Genomic DNA, 16,408 nt, shown 5'->3' on the forward strand with positions numbered 1-16,408 from the left:
AGAAGGGAGCCCCGTGAGCGCCGACGCGGCGACCGAGACGTTCGTCGCCCACCGCAACCTGCTGTTCACCGTCGCCTACGAGATGCTGGGCTCGGCCGCCGACGCCGAGGACGTGCTGCAGGAGACGTGGCTGCGCTGGGTGCGGGTCGAGCTGGAGCACGTGCGCGACCCGCGCGCCTACCTCGTGCGGATCACCACGCGCCAGTCGCTGAACCGGTTGCGCACGCTGAAACAGCGCCGGGAGGCGTACGTCGGGCCGTGGCTGCCCGAGCCGCTGATCACCGCGCCGGACGTGGCGGAGGACGTCGAACTCGCCGAAAGCGTCTCGATGGCGATGATGCTCGTCCTGGAACGCCTCGCGCCGACCGAGCGGGCGGTGTTCGTGCTGCGCGAGGTGTTCGGCGTGGAGTACGACGAGATCGCGGAGGCCGTCGGCCGGACGCCCGCCGCCGTCCGGCAGATCCTCCACCGCGCGCGGCGGCACGTGGAGGCGCACCGGCCGCGCCGGGCGGTGTCGGCGCGGGAGACGCGCGCGGCGGTGGAGGCGTTCCGCCGCGCGCTGGAGACCCGCGACCCGCAGGGGCTCCTGGACGTGCTCGCGCCGGACGTCGTCCTGGTGAACGACGGCGGCGGCGTGAAGCGCGCCGGGTTGTACCCGGTCGTCGGCGCGGACCGGCTGGTCCGCTACTACCTGGGCGGCACCGCGCGGCACGGCGCGGCGATCACCTTCGAGATGACGACGGCGAACGGGTTCCCGGCGCTGGAGCTGCGGCTGGACGGCGAGCTGGACGGGGTCATCGCGCTGCGCGTCGAGGACGGCCGGATCGCGGGCGTCTACCACGTCCGCAACCCCGCGAAGCTGACGCGCGCCGGGACCGAGACGCCGCTGACGCTCCGCTAGCCGAGGGCGCGGAATGCGGGACACCGGACAGTCCATGCGCTACTGTCTCGAACAACTGTTCGACCTATCGGCGCGGGAGGTGCGCGATGGCGACCGTCCGCAGCCGCACGCGCGGCCAGCATGGCGGGTGCGCGGCCCCGCGCGCGACACGCCGCACGGGTTTCTACGCAAATCTACGGCCTCAGCTATACCGGCTCATAGAGTCCGAGACCGTGGACCCCGTGCGCAATCCCTACGCCCCGGGCGCCGGGCAGCGCCCCCCGGAGCTGGCCGGCCGCGACCGCGAGCTGAAGCAGTTCGAGGTCGTCCTCGAACGCGTGGCGCGCGGCCGCCCCGAACGCAGCATGATCATCACCGGGCTGCGCGGCGTCGGCAAGACCGTCCTGCTCAACACGTTCCGCTCGATGGCGATCCAGCGGCTCTGGGGGACGGGCAAGATCGAGGCGCGGCCGGACCAGTCGATCCGGCGGCCCGTCGCGTCCGCGCTGCACGTCGCCGTCCGCGAGCTGGCGCCCCGGCACCGCGCGCCGGACCGGATCGAGGAGTTCCTCGGCGTCCTCAAGGCGTTCGCGCAGGCGGGCGAGGACGACGGCAAGGGCGGCCGCACCGCGACGGCCCGCGCCCACCGCTGGCAGCCCGGCATCGACGTGCCCGCCACGCGCGGCCGCGCCGACTCCGGCGACCTGGAGATCGACCTCACCGAGCTGTTCGTGGACGCCGCGTCCGTCGCGACCGACGTCGGCGCGGGCATCGCGCTGTTCGTGGACGAGATGCAGGACGTCCCCGCCGACGACGTGTCCGCGCTGTGCGCCGCGTGCCACGAGCTGTCGCAGAGCGGCGGCCCGCTGATCGTCGTCGGCGCGGGCCTGCCGCACCTGCCCGCCGTCCTGTCGGCCAGCAAGTCCTACTCCGAGCGGCTGTTCCGGTACGCGCGCATCGACCGGCTCGACCGCGAGTCCGCCGACCTCGCGCTGCTGCTGCCCGCCGAGCGCGAGGAGGTGACGTTCACGCCCGAGGCGCTGGACGCCCTGTACGGCGCGGCGGACGGCTACCCGTACTTCGTGCAGGCGTACGCGAAGGTCGTGTGGGACGTCGCGCCGGACACGCCGATCACCGCCGAGGACATCCGCGTCGCCGCGCCGGAGGCCGAGAGCGAGCTGGCGGTCGGGTTCTTCGGCAGCCGGTACGAGCGCGCGACGCCCGCCGAGCGCGACTACATGCGCGCGATGGCGGCGCTCGGCGACGAGCCGGTGTCGACGGCGGCCGTCGCGGGCGAGCTGGAGCGCAAGCCGTCGAGCCTGTCCCCGGCGCGGGACGGCCTGATCAAGAAGGGCCTGATCTACAGCGCGGAGCGCGGGCTCGTCGCCTTCACCGTGCCCCACTTCGGGAAGTTCCTCCGGACCCAACCCGCGTGACGTCGGCTCGTCAGGTCTTTATCGGGGACTCTTGGGTTTTCGCTAGAGGCGGCTAGAGAACGCGATGCGGCGCGCGTCATCGGCGAGTATTCGATGATCTACGCTCCCGGCTAGACGGTCGTAGATTTCCCGATGGCCGGGCTCGGCTCGTCCTCCGCCGGGACCATCGCGACCCGCACCCGGCGCGACTTCGCCGCCGTCGAGACCGCGAAGACCAGCTCCACCGGGCGGCCGTCCGACACCGCGCGGTACGCCAGCAGCCGCCAGCAGCCCTCCCGCCACACGTCCAGCGGGACGGCGCTGACCAGGCTCTCCTCGTGGCCCGTCCACGCCGCGCTCGCGCGCAGCGTCCGCATCGTCTCCTCCAGCGGGCTGTGCCGCCGCTCGCACGGCTCGCCCGCCCGCCGCAGCCCGCCGCGCTCCAGCAGCGCCGGGATCTCCGGCGACAGCAGGCAGAACAGCGCCAGCTCGACCACCAGCAGCCCCAGCCACGCCGTCGCGTGCCCGTCGCGGAGCACCGCGAACCCGGCGCGCGGCGCGCCGAGCGCCGCCAGCGCCGCCGCCGTGAACAGCAGCGCCCGCGCGACGCTGCGCCGGTCCACGTGCTGGACGCTGAGGCCGCCGAAGCAGCCGCAGCCCGCGTCCGGGCGGCGCACGCGCAGCTCGCTCACCACCCACGTCGCGCCCGCGAACGCCAGCGCCGTCGCCAGCCGCACCGAGAACTGCGACGTCACCAGCAGCGCGACGCCCAGGCCGCCCTCGACCAGCGCGACCGTCACCGACATCGTCCGGCTGTGCCGCAGCGCCGTCGCCTGCCGCAGCCGCCCCGGCAGCGGCACGCCGTGGACGTGGTCGGGCGCGGGCGCGGGCGCGCGGATCGCCAGCTTGGCGAGGCACGCCGCCAGCAGCACGCCGGACAGCAGCAGGACCTGGGTGTTCTGGAAGGCGGTCACCATCGTCGGGTTCCTCGGTCGTGGCGCAGGATGGCGTTGAAGCAGCCCTTGTCGAGATCGCCGCCGAGCGCGGCGAACGCGACCGGCGTCAGCTCGATCAGCCGGCCGCGCGGCGACGTCCCGCACTGGACGCAGCGGTCGCAGTAGCGGGCGGCGACGCAGCCGCACTCGGTGACGGGCACCCGGGCCGTGCGGCCCGTGCAGGAGTTGTGGACGGTGACCGCGCTGCCGATCGACAGCACCGGCAGCGGCACGCAGCCGCGCGGCGCGTCCGCGCAGCCGCCCGCGTCGCCCTCGGCGTCCACCGCCGGGTAGGCCGCGCCGGGCGCGTCGCCGCCGTCGAACCAGGTCGCGGTGCCGTGCGACTCGGTCGGGACGGCCGCGTCGGGTTCGAGGTCGGTGCGCGCGTCCGCGCGGTGGCCCGGCTGGGACGTGCCGGGCGCGACGGCGACCGGGCCGCCCGGCGACCGGACGCACACGGCGTCGAACAGGTAGCCCGGCTCCAGCCGCGGGTGCCGGACGCGGATCTGCGCGTAGACGTGCGGCGGGACCGCGACCTGCACGACGCCCCGGTGCGGGCCGAGGTCGACGTCCACGGCGGTCGGCGCGGCGGACAGGATCGTCCCCGACACCCGGACCGGGTCGATCCACACCCGGTCGGTGCCCGGCCGCCCCCGGTGCGGCCGGGCGACCGCCGTGCGCCCCGGGCGCAGCGCGGCGGAGTCCCCGTCCCCGCCGTGCCACACCGAGGTCCGGTCGCTGAGCGGCAGCCGGACCTCGCCGTCCGGGGTGGCCAGGACGAGCAGGTGCGGACTGGCGTCGAGCACGGTCCCGGCGTACGCGCCGGGCCGCACGGCGGACGGCGGGTCGGCGGCCGGGTCCGGCGCGGGGTCGGGGAGGGCGCCGAGCACCGCGTCGCGGCGGCGGCGCCGGGCGGATTCCCGGCGGTTCGGTGGCATCGGGCGGGGCTCCGGCTTCGGTGCGGGGGCGGTCCGGCGCGGGCCGCATTGCAGGGCCGCCCACCGCCGGTAGTGGTGTGAGTCAAGGTTTACGCCACGTGACCCGACTGTCGACGGATTTGTCGGCATACGTCTTGTGCGGGATAAGGATTACTCACCCCGGGGCAAGCATTCTCCACCGGTTGACCCGAATATGCCGTTTCGCTTGGACCGATATGGCGGTTCCCGTGCGACGCTCACAGAAGACCCGGCGCGTCCCCGCGCCCCGGGACGGAACCGGCCGCCGTGCGACCCGACGCGAGGTGACGTGAGCGACGACAGGGACGACGAGTTCCGCGAGTACGTCGCGGCCCGCGGCCCCGCCCTGCTGCGCGCCGCCGCCCAGCTCACCGGCGACCGCGCCGAGGCCGAGGACCTGCTGCAGGCCGCGCTGGCCAAGACGTACCTCGCCTGGGACCGCATCGCCGACCGGGCGGCGGTGGACGGCTACGTCCGCCGCGCGATGGCGAACACGCACATTTCGGCATGGCGCCGCCGCAAATTCGAGGTCTATCCCACCGACGATCTGCCGGATCGCCCGGTGGACGACACGACGGGCCGCACCGACCTCACCGACGCGCTCGGCCGCGCGCTGCGCCGCCTCCCCGAAAGGCAGCGGACCGCGCTTTTCCTCCGCTATTACGAGGATATGTCGGAAAGCGAGATCGCGGACCGCCTCGGCGTCAGCGTCGGCACGGTCAAGAGCACGGTCTCGCGCGCCGTCGCGCGGCTCCGCGACGACGCGGCCATCGCCGGCCTCTCCGCGCCGTAGCCGCCGGTGCGGAAGTGACTGCTGACATTTCCCCGCCAATTGGACAGAATCCAGGTCAGGCACCCGCCCTGAGCTGGAGGTCCACCGATGTTGAGCACCATGCAGGACGTCCCGTTGACGATCGGCTCGATCATGCGCCACGCCACGCGGATCTTCGCGGGCGCGGAGGTCGCCACCTGGACCGGCGACGGCGTCCGCCGCCGGACGTACGCGGAGGTCGGCGAGCGCGCGGCGCGGCTCGCCAACGCGCTGCGCGGGCTCGGCGTGGACGGCGACCAGCGCGTCGGCACGTTCATGTGGAACAACGCCGAGCACCTGGAGGCGTACCTGGCGGTCCCGTCGATGGGCGCGGTGCTGCACACGCTGAACCTGCGGCTGTTCCCCGAGCAGCTCGTCTACATCGCGAACCACGCCGAGGACGAGGTCGTCATCGCGGACGGGTCGCTGATCGGCGTGCTCGCGCCCGTCCTGCCGCGCCTGGAGACGGTCCGGCACGTGGTCGTCGTCGGGGAGGGCGACCGGACCCCGCTCGAAGCGGCGGGCAAGGAGCTTCACGACTACGAGGAACTTCTGGCCGCCGCGTCCCCCGACTTCGACTGGCCCGAGCTGGACGAGCGGTCCGCCGCCGCGATGTGCTACACGAGCGGCACGACCGGCAACCCCAAGGGCGTCGTGTACTCGCACCGGTCCGCGTACCTCCACGCGGTGCTCGGCTGCACCGGTAACGCGTTCGGGATGTCGGCGGCGGACCGGGTGCTGCCCGTCGTGCCGATGTTCCACGCCAACGCGTGGGGGCTGCCGTACCAGGCGGTGCTCGCGGGCGCGTCGCTCGTCATGCCGGACCGGTTCCTCCAGGCCGAGCCGCTGGTGCGGCTGATCGAGGCGGAGCGGCCGACGATCGCCGGGGCCGTCCCGACGATCTGGGCGGACGTGCTCCGGCACGTCCGCGAGCACGGCTCGGACCTGTCGTCGCTGCGGCTCGTCCCGTGCGGCGGGTCGGCGGTGCCCGAGTCGCTGATCCGGGGGTTCGACGAGATCGGCGTCCGGATCGTCCAGGCGTGGGGCATGACCGAGACGTCGCCGCTCGCGACGATCGCGCACCCGCCGCTCGGCGCGAGCTCCGACGACGCGCTGCGGCACCGCGTCTCGCAGGGGCGGATCGTCGCGGGCGTCGAGCTGCGCGTCGTCGGGGACGACGAGGCGGTGCTGCCGCACGACGGGACGTCCGTCGGCGAGATCGAGGTGCGCGGCCCGTGGATCACCGGCGCCTACCACCGCGACCCGGACCCGTCGAAGTTCCACGACGGCTGGCTGCGCACCGGCGACGTCGGCACGGTCTCGCCGGAGGGTTACCTGATCCTCACCGACCGGGCGAAGGACGTCATCAAGTCCGGCGGCGAGTGGATCTCGTCCGTCGAGCTGGAGAACCACCTGATGGGCCATCCGGACGTGCTGGAGGCGGCCGTCGTCGGCGTCCCCGACGAGCGCTGGCAGGAGCGCCCGCTCGCGTCGGTGGTGCTGCGCGAGGGCGCGACGACCGCTCCCGAGGAACTGCGCGCGTTCCTCGCGGAGCGCGTCCCCAAGTGGCAGCTCCCCGAGCGCTGGACGTTCATCGACCAGGTGCCGCGCACGAGCGTCGGCAAGTTCGACAAGAAGGTCCTGCGCCGCCGGTACGCCGACGACGAGCTGACGGTCGTCACCGTCGGCTGACGCGCTCCGGGCGGGGGCGCGTCAGGACGAGGGCGGGTTCGGCGGCAGCACGTACGAGCCTTTGCCGCGGACCGTCCGGACGCGCCCCGCCTCCGCGAGTTTGCGCACCGCCGCACGGACCGTGTTCCGCGAGACGTCGAACTCCTCGCAGAGAGCGGCCTCGGAGGGGATCGCGCGCTGTGGGACGTACACGCCCTCGTCTATACGGCGCGCGATCTCTTCGGCGATCTGCGTGTAAAGCGGGTCGGGTCCCAGCAGATCTATGCTCACTCTTTGGACCCTAGGTCTGCTCAAATGTCGCTCGACGTCCTGGCCTGGCGTGGTACAGGCTGAGACAGGTAGGTACAGACCAAGATCATAGAGCGGCTGCGGAGAAGGGGGACCGGTGGGCGATCTGGTGTTGGAGGCGGCGGCCGACAGCGGCTTCGTGGCGTTCGACGCGGCGACGGGCGCGGCGGTCATGACCGCGCTGGACGAGGGCGGCGGCTGGTGGCGGGTGCGGACGCCGTCCGGCGCGGTGCGGTCGTTCTGGCTGCCGGGCGACACCGCCGAGACGTGGTGGGCGGTCGTCGAGCGCGCGGCCCGGTGAGACCGCCGCCGGTCCGGTGTTCTGTGGTGAGAAGTCTTGTTCTCATCGGCTAACCGATGACGCACGCCATGTCAGGGCATCGTCCGAAGTGGCCGATTTCAGCGCATCATGTGGTGCGAGAGGGGTTCGACGGTGTATCCAGGGTGAATTCACTGTCCTGACGCGTCCCGCCAGGCCGTCCAACGCGGGGCGCGTCGCGGTGCCCAGGGGAGCGCGACATGCCGAGGTGGTCCCCCTTCGACGCGGCGGCCGACCGGCGCTTGGTCCACGGCCTGCACGAGGGTGACGAACGCGCGCTCGGCGACCTCTACGACGCCTACGCCGAGCGCGTCTACGACTACGCCCGGTCGCTCACCGGCGACGACCGCGCCGCCGCCGACGTCGTCCACGACACGTTCGTCGACGCGTGCCGCCGCGCGCCCCGGCTGCGCGGCCGCGTCGGGCTCGGCGCGTGGCTGTACGGGGCGGCGCGGCGGCGGTGCCTGCAGCGCGTCCGCGGCGGCGAGCCGACGATCGGGGAGACCGCGCTCGGCGACGCGGACGGCGCGCCGGCCGTCCTGGCGGACCTGACCCCCGCCGACCGCGAACTCGTCCTGCTCGCGGACCGGCACGGGCTCGGCCCGGCGGACGCGGCGGCGGTGACGGGGCTCGGCGTCCGGCGCGTCCGGACGCGCACGGACCGCGCCCGGCTCCGGCTGGACGCCGCCGAGGAACCGGAACCCGAGGACGCCGGGAGCACCGTCGCCGTCGCGGCCGCCCGCACCCCCGACGCGGGCCTCGCCGCCCCGCCGCCCGTGCTGCCCGCCGCGCTGCGGCACCGCGTCATGCACACCGCGACGGACCCGGAACTCGCCGGGTACCGCGCCGACATCGCCGCGCGCGGCGGCGTCCTCACGCCCGCGGGCATGCCGACGCAGCCGGACCAGACGTCGCCGTTCACCCGCCGCTGGCTGTTCGCGGGCGGCGGCATGGCCGGGGTGCTGGTCACGGCCGTCGTCGCGGTGCTGCTGATCGGCCCGGGCGGGATGGGCACGACGCTGTACTGGCCGCCGGGCCGGGACCGGCACGCCCCGCCGACGAGCGCGGGCCCGTCCGGCGGGACGAGCGGCGGCGGCCGGACCGCGCCCGCGCCGGGCCAGGGCGACCCGCGGGCGCTGCCCGGCCCGTCGTCGTCGTCGAACGTGCCCGGCCGGACGGCGCCGCCCGCGTCGCGGCCCGGCACGCGCCCGTCGTCGCCCGGCGGGTCCTCGCCGTCGCCGCGCGTCGGCACGCTGAGCGTGGAGGAGTCGACGGTCAAGCTGTACGGGACGAAGGTCGGCCGCATCACCCTGCACGCCGCGGGCGGCCCGGTGACGTGGCGCGGCGTCGCGTCGTCGGACCAGGTGACGCTGTCCCCGGCGGCGGGCACGCTCGCGCCGGGCGGCACCGGCGCGCTGACCGTCACGCTGAAGGCGGGCCTGCTGAACCTGCCGGGCCGGGCGACGGTGACGTTCGCGGACGAGAACGGCGCGCTGCACCAGGTCGCGGTGGAGTGGGGGGCGTCGCTGCTGTGAGCGCCGCGGGTCAGCGCTCCGCGGCGAGGTGGTCGCGGATCAGCTCCAGCCGGTCCCCCAGGGACGCCTCGACGCGGGCCTCCATCGCGCGCGCGATGAACGGGTCCACGACCATCCGGACGAGCGGCCGCATCCGCTGCACGACGGCGGCGATCTCGGAGACCTCGTCGCCGGACGGGTTGTCGCCCGTCGCGAACCCGGCGAAGACGTGCTCCTCGACGAGCGTCACGAACCGGCCCGCGATGACGGCGCAGTCGTCGCGGATCTGCGCGGCGATGTCGAGCACGGCGTCCACCGGGATGCCCGCCGCGACCAGTTCCTCCCCGACGTGGACGAGCCGCGGGCTGGGCACCCGGTAGTGGTCGCCCTCCGGTTCGAGGAACCCCAGCTCGCGGGCGCGCGCGAGGACGCGGGCGACGTCGCGCTCGGACAGGCCCTCGCCGAACCGCGCGAGCAGTTCGTCGAGCGTGACGGTGCCGGGCAGCTCGTCGGACCACGGATCGGTGAGGACCTTCTCCAGGCCCAGGATCTCCCCGACGTCCTTGCCGGTCTCCCACGCGCCGACCAGGTCCTTGATCACGGCGGCGGTGTAGCCGCGGCCGAGGAGCGCGCCGATGAGCCGCAGCCGCGCGAGGTGGGAGTCGTCGTAGATCCCGACGCGCCCCTCCAGCCGGGGCGGCGGGAGCAGCCCGCGGTCCTGGTAGGCGCGGATGTTGCGCACGGTGCTTCCGGCCGTGTGGGCCAGTTCGTCGATTCGATACTCGGCCATGCCCTGCCCGCCGCACTCGTGTCCTTGACCGCCTGGATCTTACTTCGGCACAATCATTACATCGAACGATGACACATTAAGGACTGTCGCATGACGGAATCCCCCGTGTCCAGGGACGGCGAGCCGGTCGGCGTCGTGGAGACGCTGCTCGGCGGTCCCCTGCGCTACACGCGCAAGGAGGTCGAAACGCTCGCCGGGGTGGACGAGGACTGGGCCCGGCGGATCTGGCAGGCCCTCGGCTTCCCCACCCCGCCCGACGAGGAGGTCGCCTTCACCGACGGCGACGTCGACGCGCTGCGCGACATCAGCCGCCTGCTGTCCAACGACCTCGTGGACGAGGACATGGTCGTCCAGCTCTCCCGCGCGGTCGGGCAGACGATGGGCCGCCTCGCGAGCTGGCTCGCCGACGTCTGGCTGCGGCGGCTCAGCGAGCGCTGGCCCGCCGACGAGCCCGTCACGCCGGAGATCGTCGGCGCGGCCCTGGCGGCGACCGAGGAGCTGCGGCCCGTCTTCGAGAAGCTGATGCTGCACGGCTGGCGGCGGCAGCTCGCCGAGGCGGGCCTGCGCACCGCCGCCGCGACCAGCGCCGCCGAGGCCGACCCGTCCGTGGGCGTCTCCCGGCTGACGGTCGGGTTCGCCGACGTCGTGTCGTTCACCCGGATGAGCCGCCGCATGGACGGCTCCGAGCTGGCCGAGTTCGTCGAGCGGTTCGAGCGCGTCGCGGCCGAGGAGGTCGCCGAGCGCGGCGGCCGCGTCATCAAGACGCTCGGCGACGAGATCCTGTACGCCGCCGCCGACCCGCGCGCCGGGGTCGAGATCGGGCTGCGGATCGCGGAGCTGTGCGACACCGACCCGTCGTTCCCGCGCGTCCGGGTCGGCATCGCGTCCGGCGAGGTCCTGCAGCGGCTCGGCGACGTGTTCGGCACGCCCGTCAACCTCGCCGCGCGGCTCACCGCCATCGCCTATCCGGGGACGGTGCTCGTCGACCCGGACCTGGCGCGGGAGCTGGACGGCGCGCCCGGCTACGACGTGTCGTCGCTGCGGGCGCGCCCGCTCCAGGGCCTCGGCAAGGTCCGGCCGCGCGTCGTGCGCCGGGCCCGCGCCTAGACGGTCAGCGGCGCTCCAGCGTCGCGACCACGACGAGCCGCCGCAGGTTCGAGCCCTTCGGCGTGCAGGTGATCAGCGTCAGGTAGGAGCCGCTGCGGCGGTCGCTTCCGAACGGCGTCGCGTTGAGGACGTCGGTGCGGTTCGGGGTGACGACGCGGCTCGTCCGGACGCGGTACCGGTAGCGCGCGCCGCCGGACCGGACGTCCACGACGTCGCCGCGCCGCAGCTTGTCGAGGTCGGCGAACGGCGCGGCGCCCATCGTGCGGTGCCCGAACAGGACGGCGTTGCCGGGGCGGCCGGGGAGCTGCGTGCCGGGGTAGTGGCCGACGGCCCGCTCCAGCACCTCGGCCGAGACGCCCTCGCGGATGGCGCTGCTCTTGCCGCCGCGCGGCAGCGACACCGTGCCGATCCGCTCGCCCGCGGTGGGGGCGGCGGGGGCGGCGGGGGCGGCGGCGGCGGGAGCGGCGGCGGGCAGCGCGAGGGTGACGGCCAGGGCGCGGGCGGCGGTGAGGGTCGCGGTGCCGGTCGCGGCGCTGGTCGCCGCGCCGGTGGTGAGCGCGCCGGCCGTCAGCGCGGCGGCGGTGAGGGTGCCCGTGGTCAGGAAGCGCGTGGTCAGGAAGCGCGCGGTGAGGAAGCGCGCGGTGAGGAAGCGCGCGGTGAGGAAGCGCGCGGTGAGGAAGCGCGCGGTGAGGAAGCGCGCGGTGAAGAAGCGTGTGGTGAGTCCGGCGCGCGGGACGCGCGAGGGGCGGACGGGGCGGGCGGATCGGCTGCGGAACATGGCGCTCCCGGCGGTGACGGCGGCCCGCCGGAACCGGGCGCGCGGTCGCGCGGTCGCCCGGTCGCGTCACGGGCCGCGGAAAAGGGACGCCTGAGCGTAACGCCCGCGCGGAATGGCGCACCGGCCGTTGCCGTAAAGCCGGAATAAAGGCTCGCCCGGATGTCGGGAACGCGAATTATCGCGGCTTTGTTCCGAGGTTTCCGGGCAGAAAAGGGCGAAGCCGCCCGGACCAGGTCCGGGCGGCTTCGCCGAGGGTGCGAGACTCAGTGGTCCCAGCCGTGCACGTCGGTGACGTGAACGTGCTTGCTGTTGCCGGCCACGCCGTTGCCGCAGTTGCCCTGCTGGTTCTTGATCGCGAGGATGTCCGAGATGATCGGAAGAACGTCGCGGCAGGTCTGCAGGTTCAGCAGCTGCTGGTTCTGGGGGTCGTCGCCGCCCACGCCCGCGAGGGCCGGCGTCGCGGCGACGCCCGAGAAACCGGCGCCGACGATGAGGCCGGTGACGATCGCACGCTTGAACATGGAGACTCCATTCGATGAAGTGTGTCCGGATTGTGTCCCCAGTGGCGGGTGTTCGCCGTCCGGGACACGTGAGAATGGCACCTCAGATGTGACCTCAGCGCAACCGAAGGAAACGTACTTTAATCAAACTTGACATTTTGGCGACGTTGCGTCGGCATCGGTATGCACGGAATGTCGCACAATGTTTGGATATGTCGTCCTGGTGGTTTGCCGTGAATGGTGCGGCGCGGGGTCGATTAGCGTTCTTGGTGGTACGGCGGATATCGGGGATATCCACGGGTGGGTCCGGGATGTGCGGCCCGGCGCGAGGCGGCCGGGCGGCCGCCGACGCTCCGCCCGGCGTTCCGGCGACGGAGAGTACGTGACTGCTACTCTCCGTGACTCGGCGGACGCGGGGCGCCTCGCCCGCGCGTCGGCCCGGAACCCTCACCCGACATCCGCGAAGGAACGACCATGCGCACCTGGATGAAGAAGACCGGCCGCACCGTCCTGCTCGCCGCCGGGGTCGCGGCGCTCGGCGTCGGCGCCGGCGGCGTCGCGAACGCCGCCCCGAGCCTGCCCGTCCCGTCCGGCGGCGCGCAGGGCGACGAGCCGCAGCCGACGCTGCGCGACCTGCCGCTGTGGGGCCAGCTCTCCACGCTGCTCGGCGTCGCCCCGCAGAACGCCCCGCAGAACACGTCGCAGGGCGGGCAGCAGGGCGCGCAGGCCCCGGCCGCCGAGGCGGGCCCGGCGCAGCGCCGCGCCGACGTGCCCGGCGCGCACGGCGGTCCGGGCGCGCTCGCGGCCGACGCGCCCGGCGAGATGCCCGCCGACGCGTCCCCGGGCATCCGCGCGCACCTGCCGGGCGGCCAGCTCCGCGACACGGTCTTCGGGCTGATCCGGACGCTCGGCGTCCAGCCGGACAAGGGCGCGGAGGCGGCGCAGGCCGCCGCCAAGCCGGTCCTGCAGAAGGCGGCTCCCAAGCACGCGGGGCGCTGACCGGCGGGCTCACCGGACCGGGGAAAAGGGGCGGCGCGCGGTGCGCCGCCCCTTTCTCATGCGCGGCGTCCGGCCGTTCCGCGGACCGCTGCGCGGGGAAATGGAAGGTATTTCCCGGTACGGGATCAAAGTCGGTGTGATCTCCTCTGGAGTCGTTAAAGAAGGCGCAGTCATCGCCGAAAAATGCGGGTGTCGGGGTTCTGTCGCCTGCCATGCTGTCGTTTGCTTCAGGCGGTTCATCCGCCCTTCACCGCAGTAACGCCACCTCGGTGAAGGGGGTCATCGGGCGCCATCGGACGCCGTCGCCGGGCCGCCGGTTCGCCGATGAGGCTGTTTTCTTTCTTCTCGCGCAAGGGGCAGTCGGGATGGGTACGCACAGGCCGGTCGCCAAGACGCCGCCGGGCGATGCCGTCCGGTGCGCGCCGGAATTCTCCGGTACCGGGGAATCGCCGCGCATTCCCCTTCCGCCGCGCCGGGGGCGGGCGGTGCCCGTGCTGGTGCCCGTGCTGATGCCCGCCGTGCTGCTGATCGCCGGGGACGCCGCGTGCGCGTTCGCGGTCGGCCGCGCGATGCTCGGCGGTGCGGAGCAGGCCGCGGCGGCGGCGAGCGGCGCGCTCGTCCTGCTGAACCTGTCCGGCGGGCTGTACCGGCTGCGGCGGCTGCCCGGCCCCGCCCCCGACCTTCGGCCGCTCGCCACCCGAGCGCTCGCCGTCGTCGCGGGGCTCGCGGTGCTCACCCCGGCGTTCTCGGGGCCGCGCGGCACGGGGGCGCTGACGCGTCCGCTCACCGGGCCCGCCGTCGGCGCGGGTTCCGGCGCGGTGGAGTGGCTGGCGGGCTGGCTGGCGGAGGCGGCGCTGTTCGTCCTCGCGCCGTGGGCGCTGCGCTGCGCGGCGCACCGGGCGCTGCGGCTGTGCGCGCGGTTCGGCCGGGACGGGACGCGGGGCCGCCCGCCCGCGCTCGTCGTCGGCACCGGTGTGCTCAGCGACTACCTCGTCTGGTCGCTGCGGCGGCGGCCGGAGATCGGGCTGCTGCCGCTGGGGCGGCTCGCGATGGGCAGTCCGGACGGCGCGGGCGGCACGCCCGTCCTGGGCGGGCCGTTCGACCTGCGGCGCGTCATCGAGAGCCACGGGATCGAGACGGCCGTCGTGGTGCTCGACGAGATCGAGCACGAGTACGTCGAGCCCGCCGTCCGGCAGTGCGTCGAGGCGGGCTGCGAGACGCTGGTCGTGCCGCTGTCCTGGGCGCCGTCGCCGCCCGGCGCGCCGATCCGCGCCGCCGCGCCGGGGCTCCCGTCCGGCACCGGGCGGGTGCGGCGGCTCGCGGGCGTGCCGTGCGTCCCGCTGACGCGCCGCCCGTACGGTCCGGCCGCGCGGTTCCTCAAGCGCGCCTTCGACCTGGCGGTCGCGCTGCTGCTGCTCGCCGTGCTGTGGCCGCTGCTGCTGGCGTGCGCGCTCGCCGTCCGGTGGGAGTCCGGGCCGGGCGTGCTGTTCCGGCAGTCGCGGATCGGCCTGGAGGGGCGGCCGTTCGTCCTGCTGAAGTTCCGGACGCTGCGGCCCGCCGACGCGACCGAGGCGGACACGCGCTGGTCCGTCCACGGCGACGACCGGATCGGGCCGGTCGGCGGGTTCCTGCGGCGCACCTCGCTGGACGAGCTGCCGCAGCTCTGGAACGTCGTGCGCGGCGACATGAGCCTCGTCGGGCCGCGCCCCGAGCGGCCCCACTTCGTGCGGCGGTTCTCCGAGACGTGCCCCGGCTACGTCCTGCGGCACCGGGTGCCGGTCGGGATGACGGGGTGGGCGCAGGTCCACGGGCTGCGCGGCGACACCTCCATCGAGATGCGCGCCCGGTTCGACAACCACTACATCGACCACTGGTCGTTCGCGACGGACCTGAAGATCCTGCTGCTGACCGCGAACGCGATGATCCCGCGGCGGCGCGCGTGAGGCACCGGTTCGCGGTTCCGCGCGCCGTCCGCCGCGCGCGGGCGGCGCTGCGCCGCCGGGTCGGGGCGGCGCGGCCGAGCTGGCTCGTGGCCGCGACGGTGCTGGCGGTCGCGGTGCCGCCGGGGCCGCAGGACCCGGACGGGGGCGTGAACCCGACCGTCGCGGACGGGGTGAGCGCCGTGCTCGTCCTCGTCGTCTTGGCGTTCGCGGTCGCGCGGCGGTGGACGCTGCCCGCGCGGGCGCTCCCCGCGTTCGCGCCGCTGCTCGTCGCGCTCGGCGCGACCACGGTCGCGTCGCGGGACGTCGCGGCGAGCCTGCCGGGGTTCGTGCGGAACGCGCAGATCTTCGTGCTGGTGCCGCTGGCGGTCGTCCTCGCGCTCCGCGAGCGGAGGGACACCGCCGTCGTGGGCGGCGCGGTGCTGGCGGTCGCCGTCGTCGAGTCGGCGTACGGGCTGTGGCAGTCGGCGACGGGGCACGGCGCGTCCTACGACGGCGCGCCGGTCCGCGCGGTGGGGACGTTCGGGTCGCTGGACGTCATGGCGCTGTCCACGGTCGCCTCGTTCGGGGTGCTCGCGGCGCTGGCGTTCGCGCTCGCCGGGTCGCGGCGGGCGCGGTTCGCGCTCGTCCCGGCGTTCGCCGTGCTCGCGGCGGCGCTCGGCGCGGCGCTGAGCCGGGGGAGCTGGATCGCGCTCGCCGTCGCCGTCGCGGCCGTGCTGCTCGTGGTGAACCGGCGGCTGCTCGTCGTCGCGGTCGCGTGCGGAGCGGCGCTCGGCGTCGTCGTGGTCGGCGGGTTCGGGATCGGCGCGGACACCGTCGCGCAGCGCGTCCGGTCGATCGCGTCCACGGCCGACACGCCGGACCAGTCCGTCAGCGACCGGTACGCGCTGTGGCGGACGGCCGAGGACATCTGGGGCGCGCACCCGGTCGCGGGCGTCGGCGTGAAGAACTTCCCGGCGTTCCGCGACGCGCACGCGCCGCTGGAGCTGTCGTCGGGCGGCGAGACGGCCGACGCCGTCAACGGCTACCACCGGCAGCCGCTCCTCTCCCCGCACAACGAGTACCTGCTGCTGCTCAGCGAACAGGGCCTGCTGGGTTTCGGCGGTCTCGCCGTGCTCGCGGGGACGCTCGCGCACGGCCTGTGGCAGCGACGTCCGGACGGCGGGGCCGACGCGGCGTGGACGCTCGCGGCCGGGTTCCTGTGCTGGCTGCTCGTGGACTTCCTGTACTCCGACCAGGGCGGCCCGACGTGCGTGCTCGTCGCGGTGCTCCTGGGCGTCGTCGCCCACCGGGCCCTCGCGACCCGGCGGCCCGTCCCCGGGCCCCGGCCGGGCGACTTCCGGACGGCCGACGGCTCGTTCGGCCAGCTTCGGACCGCGGGAGTCCGCGCGTGAGCGCGGCGGAGACGCGCGGTCCGGCCGCCG

At 74.7% G+C, this 16,408-nt stretch carries 16 protein-coding genes; 10 read left to right on the top strand and 6 right to left on the bottom strand.

Annotation, left to right across the window (positions count from 1 at the left end; all coding sequences use genetic code 11):
• Positions 1–13: 13 nt before the first annotated feature.
• Positions 14–901 (top strand): RNA polymerase sigma-70 factor, encoded by an 888-nt coding sequence (locus tag G339_RS0113995; RefSeq protein WP_019631708.1) that lies wholly within the window; start codon positions 14–16, stop codon positions 899–901.
• Positions 902–1,122: 221 nt separating this feature from the next.
• Complete coding sequence (locus tag G339_RS0114000; protein ID WP_019631709.1) at positions 1,123–2,316, top strand: AAA family ATPase; 1,194 nt, start codon at positions 1,123–1,125, stop codon at positions 2,314–2,316.
• 110 nt (positions 2,317–2,426) lie between these two features.
• Here the strand turns inward: G339_RS0114000 and G339_RS0114005 are convergent, their stop codons facing one another.
• Together G339_RS0114005 and G339_RS0114010 are read right to left on the bottom strand one after the other, a co-directional pair.
• Positions 2,427–3,272 (bottom strand): MauE/DoxX family redox-associated membrane protein, encoded by an 846-nt coding sequence (locus tag G339_RS0114005; protein WP_019631710.1) that lies wholly within the window; start codon positions 3,270–3,272, stop codon positions 2,427–2,429.
• Positions 3,266–4,228, bottom strand: a complete 963-nt coding sequence (locus tag G339_RS0114010) for a hypothetical protein (RefSeq protein ID WP_019631711.1) — start codon at positions 4,226–4,228, stop codon at positions 3,266–3,268. Before G339_RS0114010 ends, G339_RS0114005 begins: the two co-directional genes overlap by 7 nt.
• 307 nt (positions 4,229–4,535) lie before the next feature.
• On the opposite strand from G339_RS0114010, the gene G339_RS0114015 reads away from it, so the two are divergent.
• A complete protein-coding gene (locus G339_RS0114015) occupies positions 4,536–5,039 on the top strand; it encodes a SigE family RNA polymerase sigma factor (RefSeq protein ID WP_019631712.1) in 504 nt (167 codons plus the stop codon).
• 87 nt (positions 5,040–5,126) lie between these two features.
• The gene (locus G339_RS0114020; RefSeq protein WP_019631713.1) at positions 5,127–6,749 is read left to right on the top strand and encodes a long-chain fatty acid--CoA ligase; all 1,623 of its coding nucleotides are present in this window, start codon (positions 5,127–5,129) and stop codon (positions 6,747–6,749) included.
• A gap of 21 nt (positions 6,750–6,770) precedes the next feature.
• On the opposite strand, the gene G339_RS40405 is transcribed toward G339_RS0114020, so the two are convergent.
• Complete coding sequence (locus tag G339_RS40405) at positions 6,771–7,019, bottom strand: GntR family transcriptional regulator (RefSeq protein WP_019631714.1); 249 nt, start codon at positions 7,017–7,019, stop codon at positions 6,771–6,773.
• 115 nt (positions 7,020–7,134) lie between these two features.
• Here G339_RS40405 and G339_RS0114030 point away from each other — a divergent pair, with 115 nt between their 5' ends.
• Together G339_RS0114030 and G339_RS0114035 are read left to right on the top strand one after the other, a co-directional pair.
• The gene (locus tag G339_RS0114030; RefSeq protein ID WP_019631715.1) at positions 7,135–7,338 is read left to right on the top strand and encodes a hypothetical protein; all 204 of its coding nucleotides are present in this window, start codon (positions 7,135–7,137) and stop codon (positions 7,336–7,338) included.
• A 218-nt stretch (positions 7,339–7,556) separates the two neighbouring features.
• Positions 7,557–8,891, top strand: a complete 1,335-nt coding sequence (locus G339_RS0114035) for an RNA polymerase sigma factor (protein WP_019631716.1) — start codon at positions 7,557–7,559, stop codon at positions 8,889–8,891.
• 10 nt (positions 8,892–8,901) lie between these two features.
• On the opposite strand, the gene G339_RS0114040 is transcribed toward G339_RS0114035, so the two are convergent.
• Complete coding sequence (locus G339_RS0114040) at positions 8,902–9,660, bottom strand: MerR family transcriptional regulator (protein ID WP_019631717.1); 759 nt, start codon at positions 9,658–9,660, stop codon at positions 8,902–8,904.
• Between the two features lie 90 nt (positions 9,661–9,750).
• Here G339_RS0114040 and G339_RS0114045 point away from each other — a divergent pair, with 90 nt between their 5' ends.
• Positions 9,751–10,767: an adenylate/guanylate cyclase domain-containing protein gene (locus G339_RS0114045; RefSeq protein WP_019631718.1), complete on the top strand. Its 1,017-nt coding sequence runs from the start codon at positions 9,751–9,753 to the stop codon at positions 10,765–10,767.
• 4 nt (positions 10,768–10,771) lie between these two features.
• Here the strand turns inward: G339_RS0114045 and G339_RS36655 are convergent, their stop codons facing one another.
• Together G339_RS36655 and G339_RS0114055 are read right to left on the bottom strand one after the other, a co-directional pair.
• Positions 10,772–11,545: a class E sortase gene (locus G339_RS36655; RefSeq protein WP_051107836.1), complete on the bottom strand. Its 774-nt coding sequence runs from the start codon at positions 11,543–11,545 to the stop codon at positions 10,772–10,774.
• 263 nt (positions 11,546–11,808) lie between these two features.
• The gene (locus G339_RS0114055) at positions 11,809–12,066 is read right to left on the bottom strand and encodes a hypothetical protein (protein ID WP_019631719.1); all 258 of its coding nucleotides are present in this window, start codon (positions 12,064–12,066) and stop codon (positions 11,809–11,811) included.
• Between the two features lie 453 nt (positions 12,067–12,519).
• Here G339_RS0114055 and G339_RS0114060 point away from each other — a divergent pair, with 453 nt between their 5' ends.
• The 3 genes from G339_RS0114060 to G339_RS0114070 all read left to right on the top strand — a co-directional run bounded on the left by G339_RS0114060 (position 12,520) and on the right by G339_RS0114070 (position 16,378).
• Positions 12,520–13,044 (top strand): hypothetical protein, encoded by a 525-nt coding sequence (locus G339_RS0114060; protein WP_026341429.1) that lies wholly within the window; start codon positions 12,520–12,522, stop codon positions 13,042–13,044.
• A 365-nt stretch (positions 13,045–13,409) separates the two neighbouring features.
• Entirely contained in the window at positions 13,410–14,987 is a 1,578-nt protein-coding gene (locus tag G339_RS33655) for a sugar transferase (protein ID WP_240489809.1), read from the top strand.
• Positions 14,984–16,378, top strand: coding sequence for an O-antigen ligase family protein (locus G339_RS0114070; protein ID WP_019631721.1), 1,395 nt, complete (start codon positions 14,984–14,986; stop codon positions 16,376–16,378). Before G339_RS33655 ends, G339_RS0114070 begins: the two co-directional genes overlap by 4 nt.
• The last annotated feature ends 30 nt before the right edge of the window (positions 16,379–16,408 follow it).

The sequence above is a fragment of the Actinomadura atramentaria DSM 43919 genome, from assembly GCF_000381885.1.
Lineage (GTDB): Bacteria > Actinomycetota > Actinomycetes > Streptosporangiales > Streptosporangiaceae > Spirillospora > Spirillospora atramentaria.

Coding starts and splice junctions, on each gene's coding strand:
- G339_RS0114060 (WP_026341429.1), top strand. CDS start 12,520: ATGCGCACCTGGATGAAGAAGACCGGCCGCACCGTCCTGCTCGCCGCC.
- G339_RS0114010 (WP_019631711.1), bottom strand. CDS start 4,228: ATGCCACCGAACCGCCGGGAATCCGCCCGGCGCCGCCGCCGCGACGCG.
- G339_RS0114055 (WP_019631719.1), bottom strand. CDS start 12,066: ATGTTCAAGCGTGCGATCGTCACCGGCCTCATCGTCGGCGCCGGTTTC.
- G339_RS33655 (WP_240489809.1), top strand. CDS start 13,410: ATGGGTACGCACAGGCCGGTCGCCAAGACGCCGCCGGGCGATGCCGTC.
- G339_RS0114040 (WP_019631717.1), bottom strand. CDS start 9,660: ATGGCCGAGTATCGAATCGACGAACTGGCCCACACGGCCGGAAGCACC.
- G339_RS0114020 (WP_019631713.1), top strand. CDS start 5,127: ATGTTGAGCACCATGCAGGACGTCCCGTTGACGATCGGCTCGATCATG.
- G339_RS36655 (WP_051107836.1), bottom strand. CDS start 11,545: ATGTTCCGCAGCCGATCCGCCCGCCCCGTCCGCCCCTCGCGCGTCCCG.
- G339_RS0114035 (WP_019631716.1), top strand. CDS start 7,557: ATGCCGAGGTGGTCCCCCTTCGACGCGGCGGCCGACCGGCGCTTGGTC.
- G339_RS0114045 (WP_019631718.1), top strand. CDS start 9,751: ATGACGGAATCCCCCGTGTCCAGGGACGGCGAGCCGGTCGGCGTCGTG.
- G339_RS0114005 (WP_019631710.1), bottom strand. CDS start 3,272: ATGGTGACCGCCTTCCAGAACACCCAGGTCCTGCTGCTGTCCGGCGTG.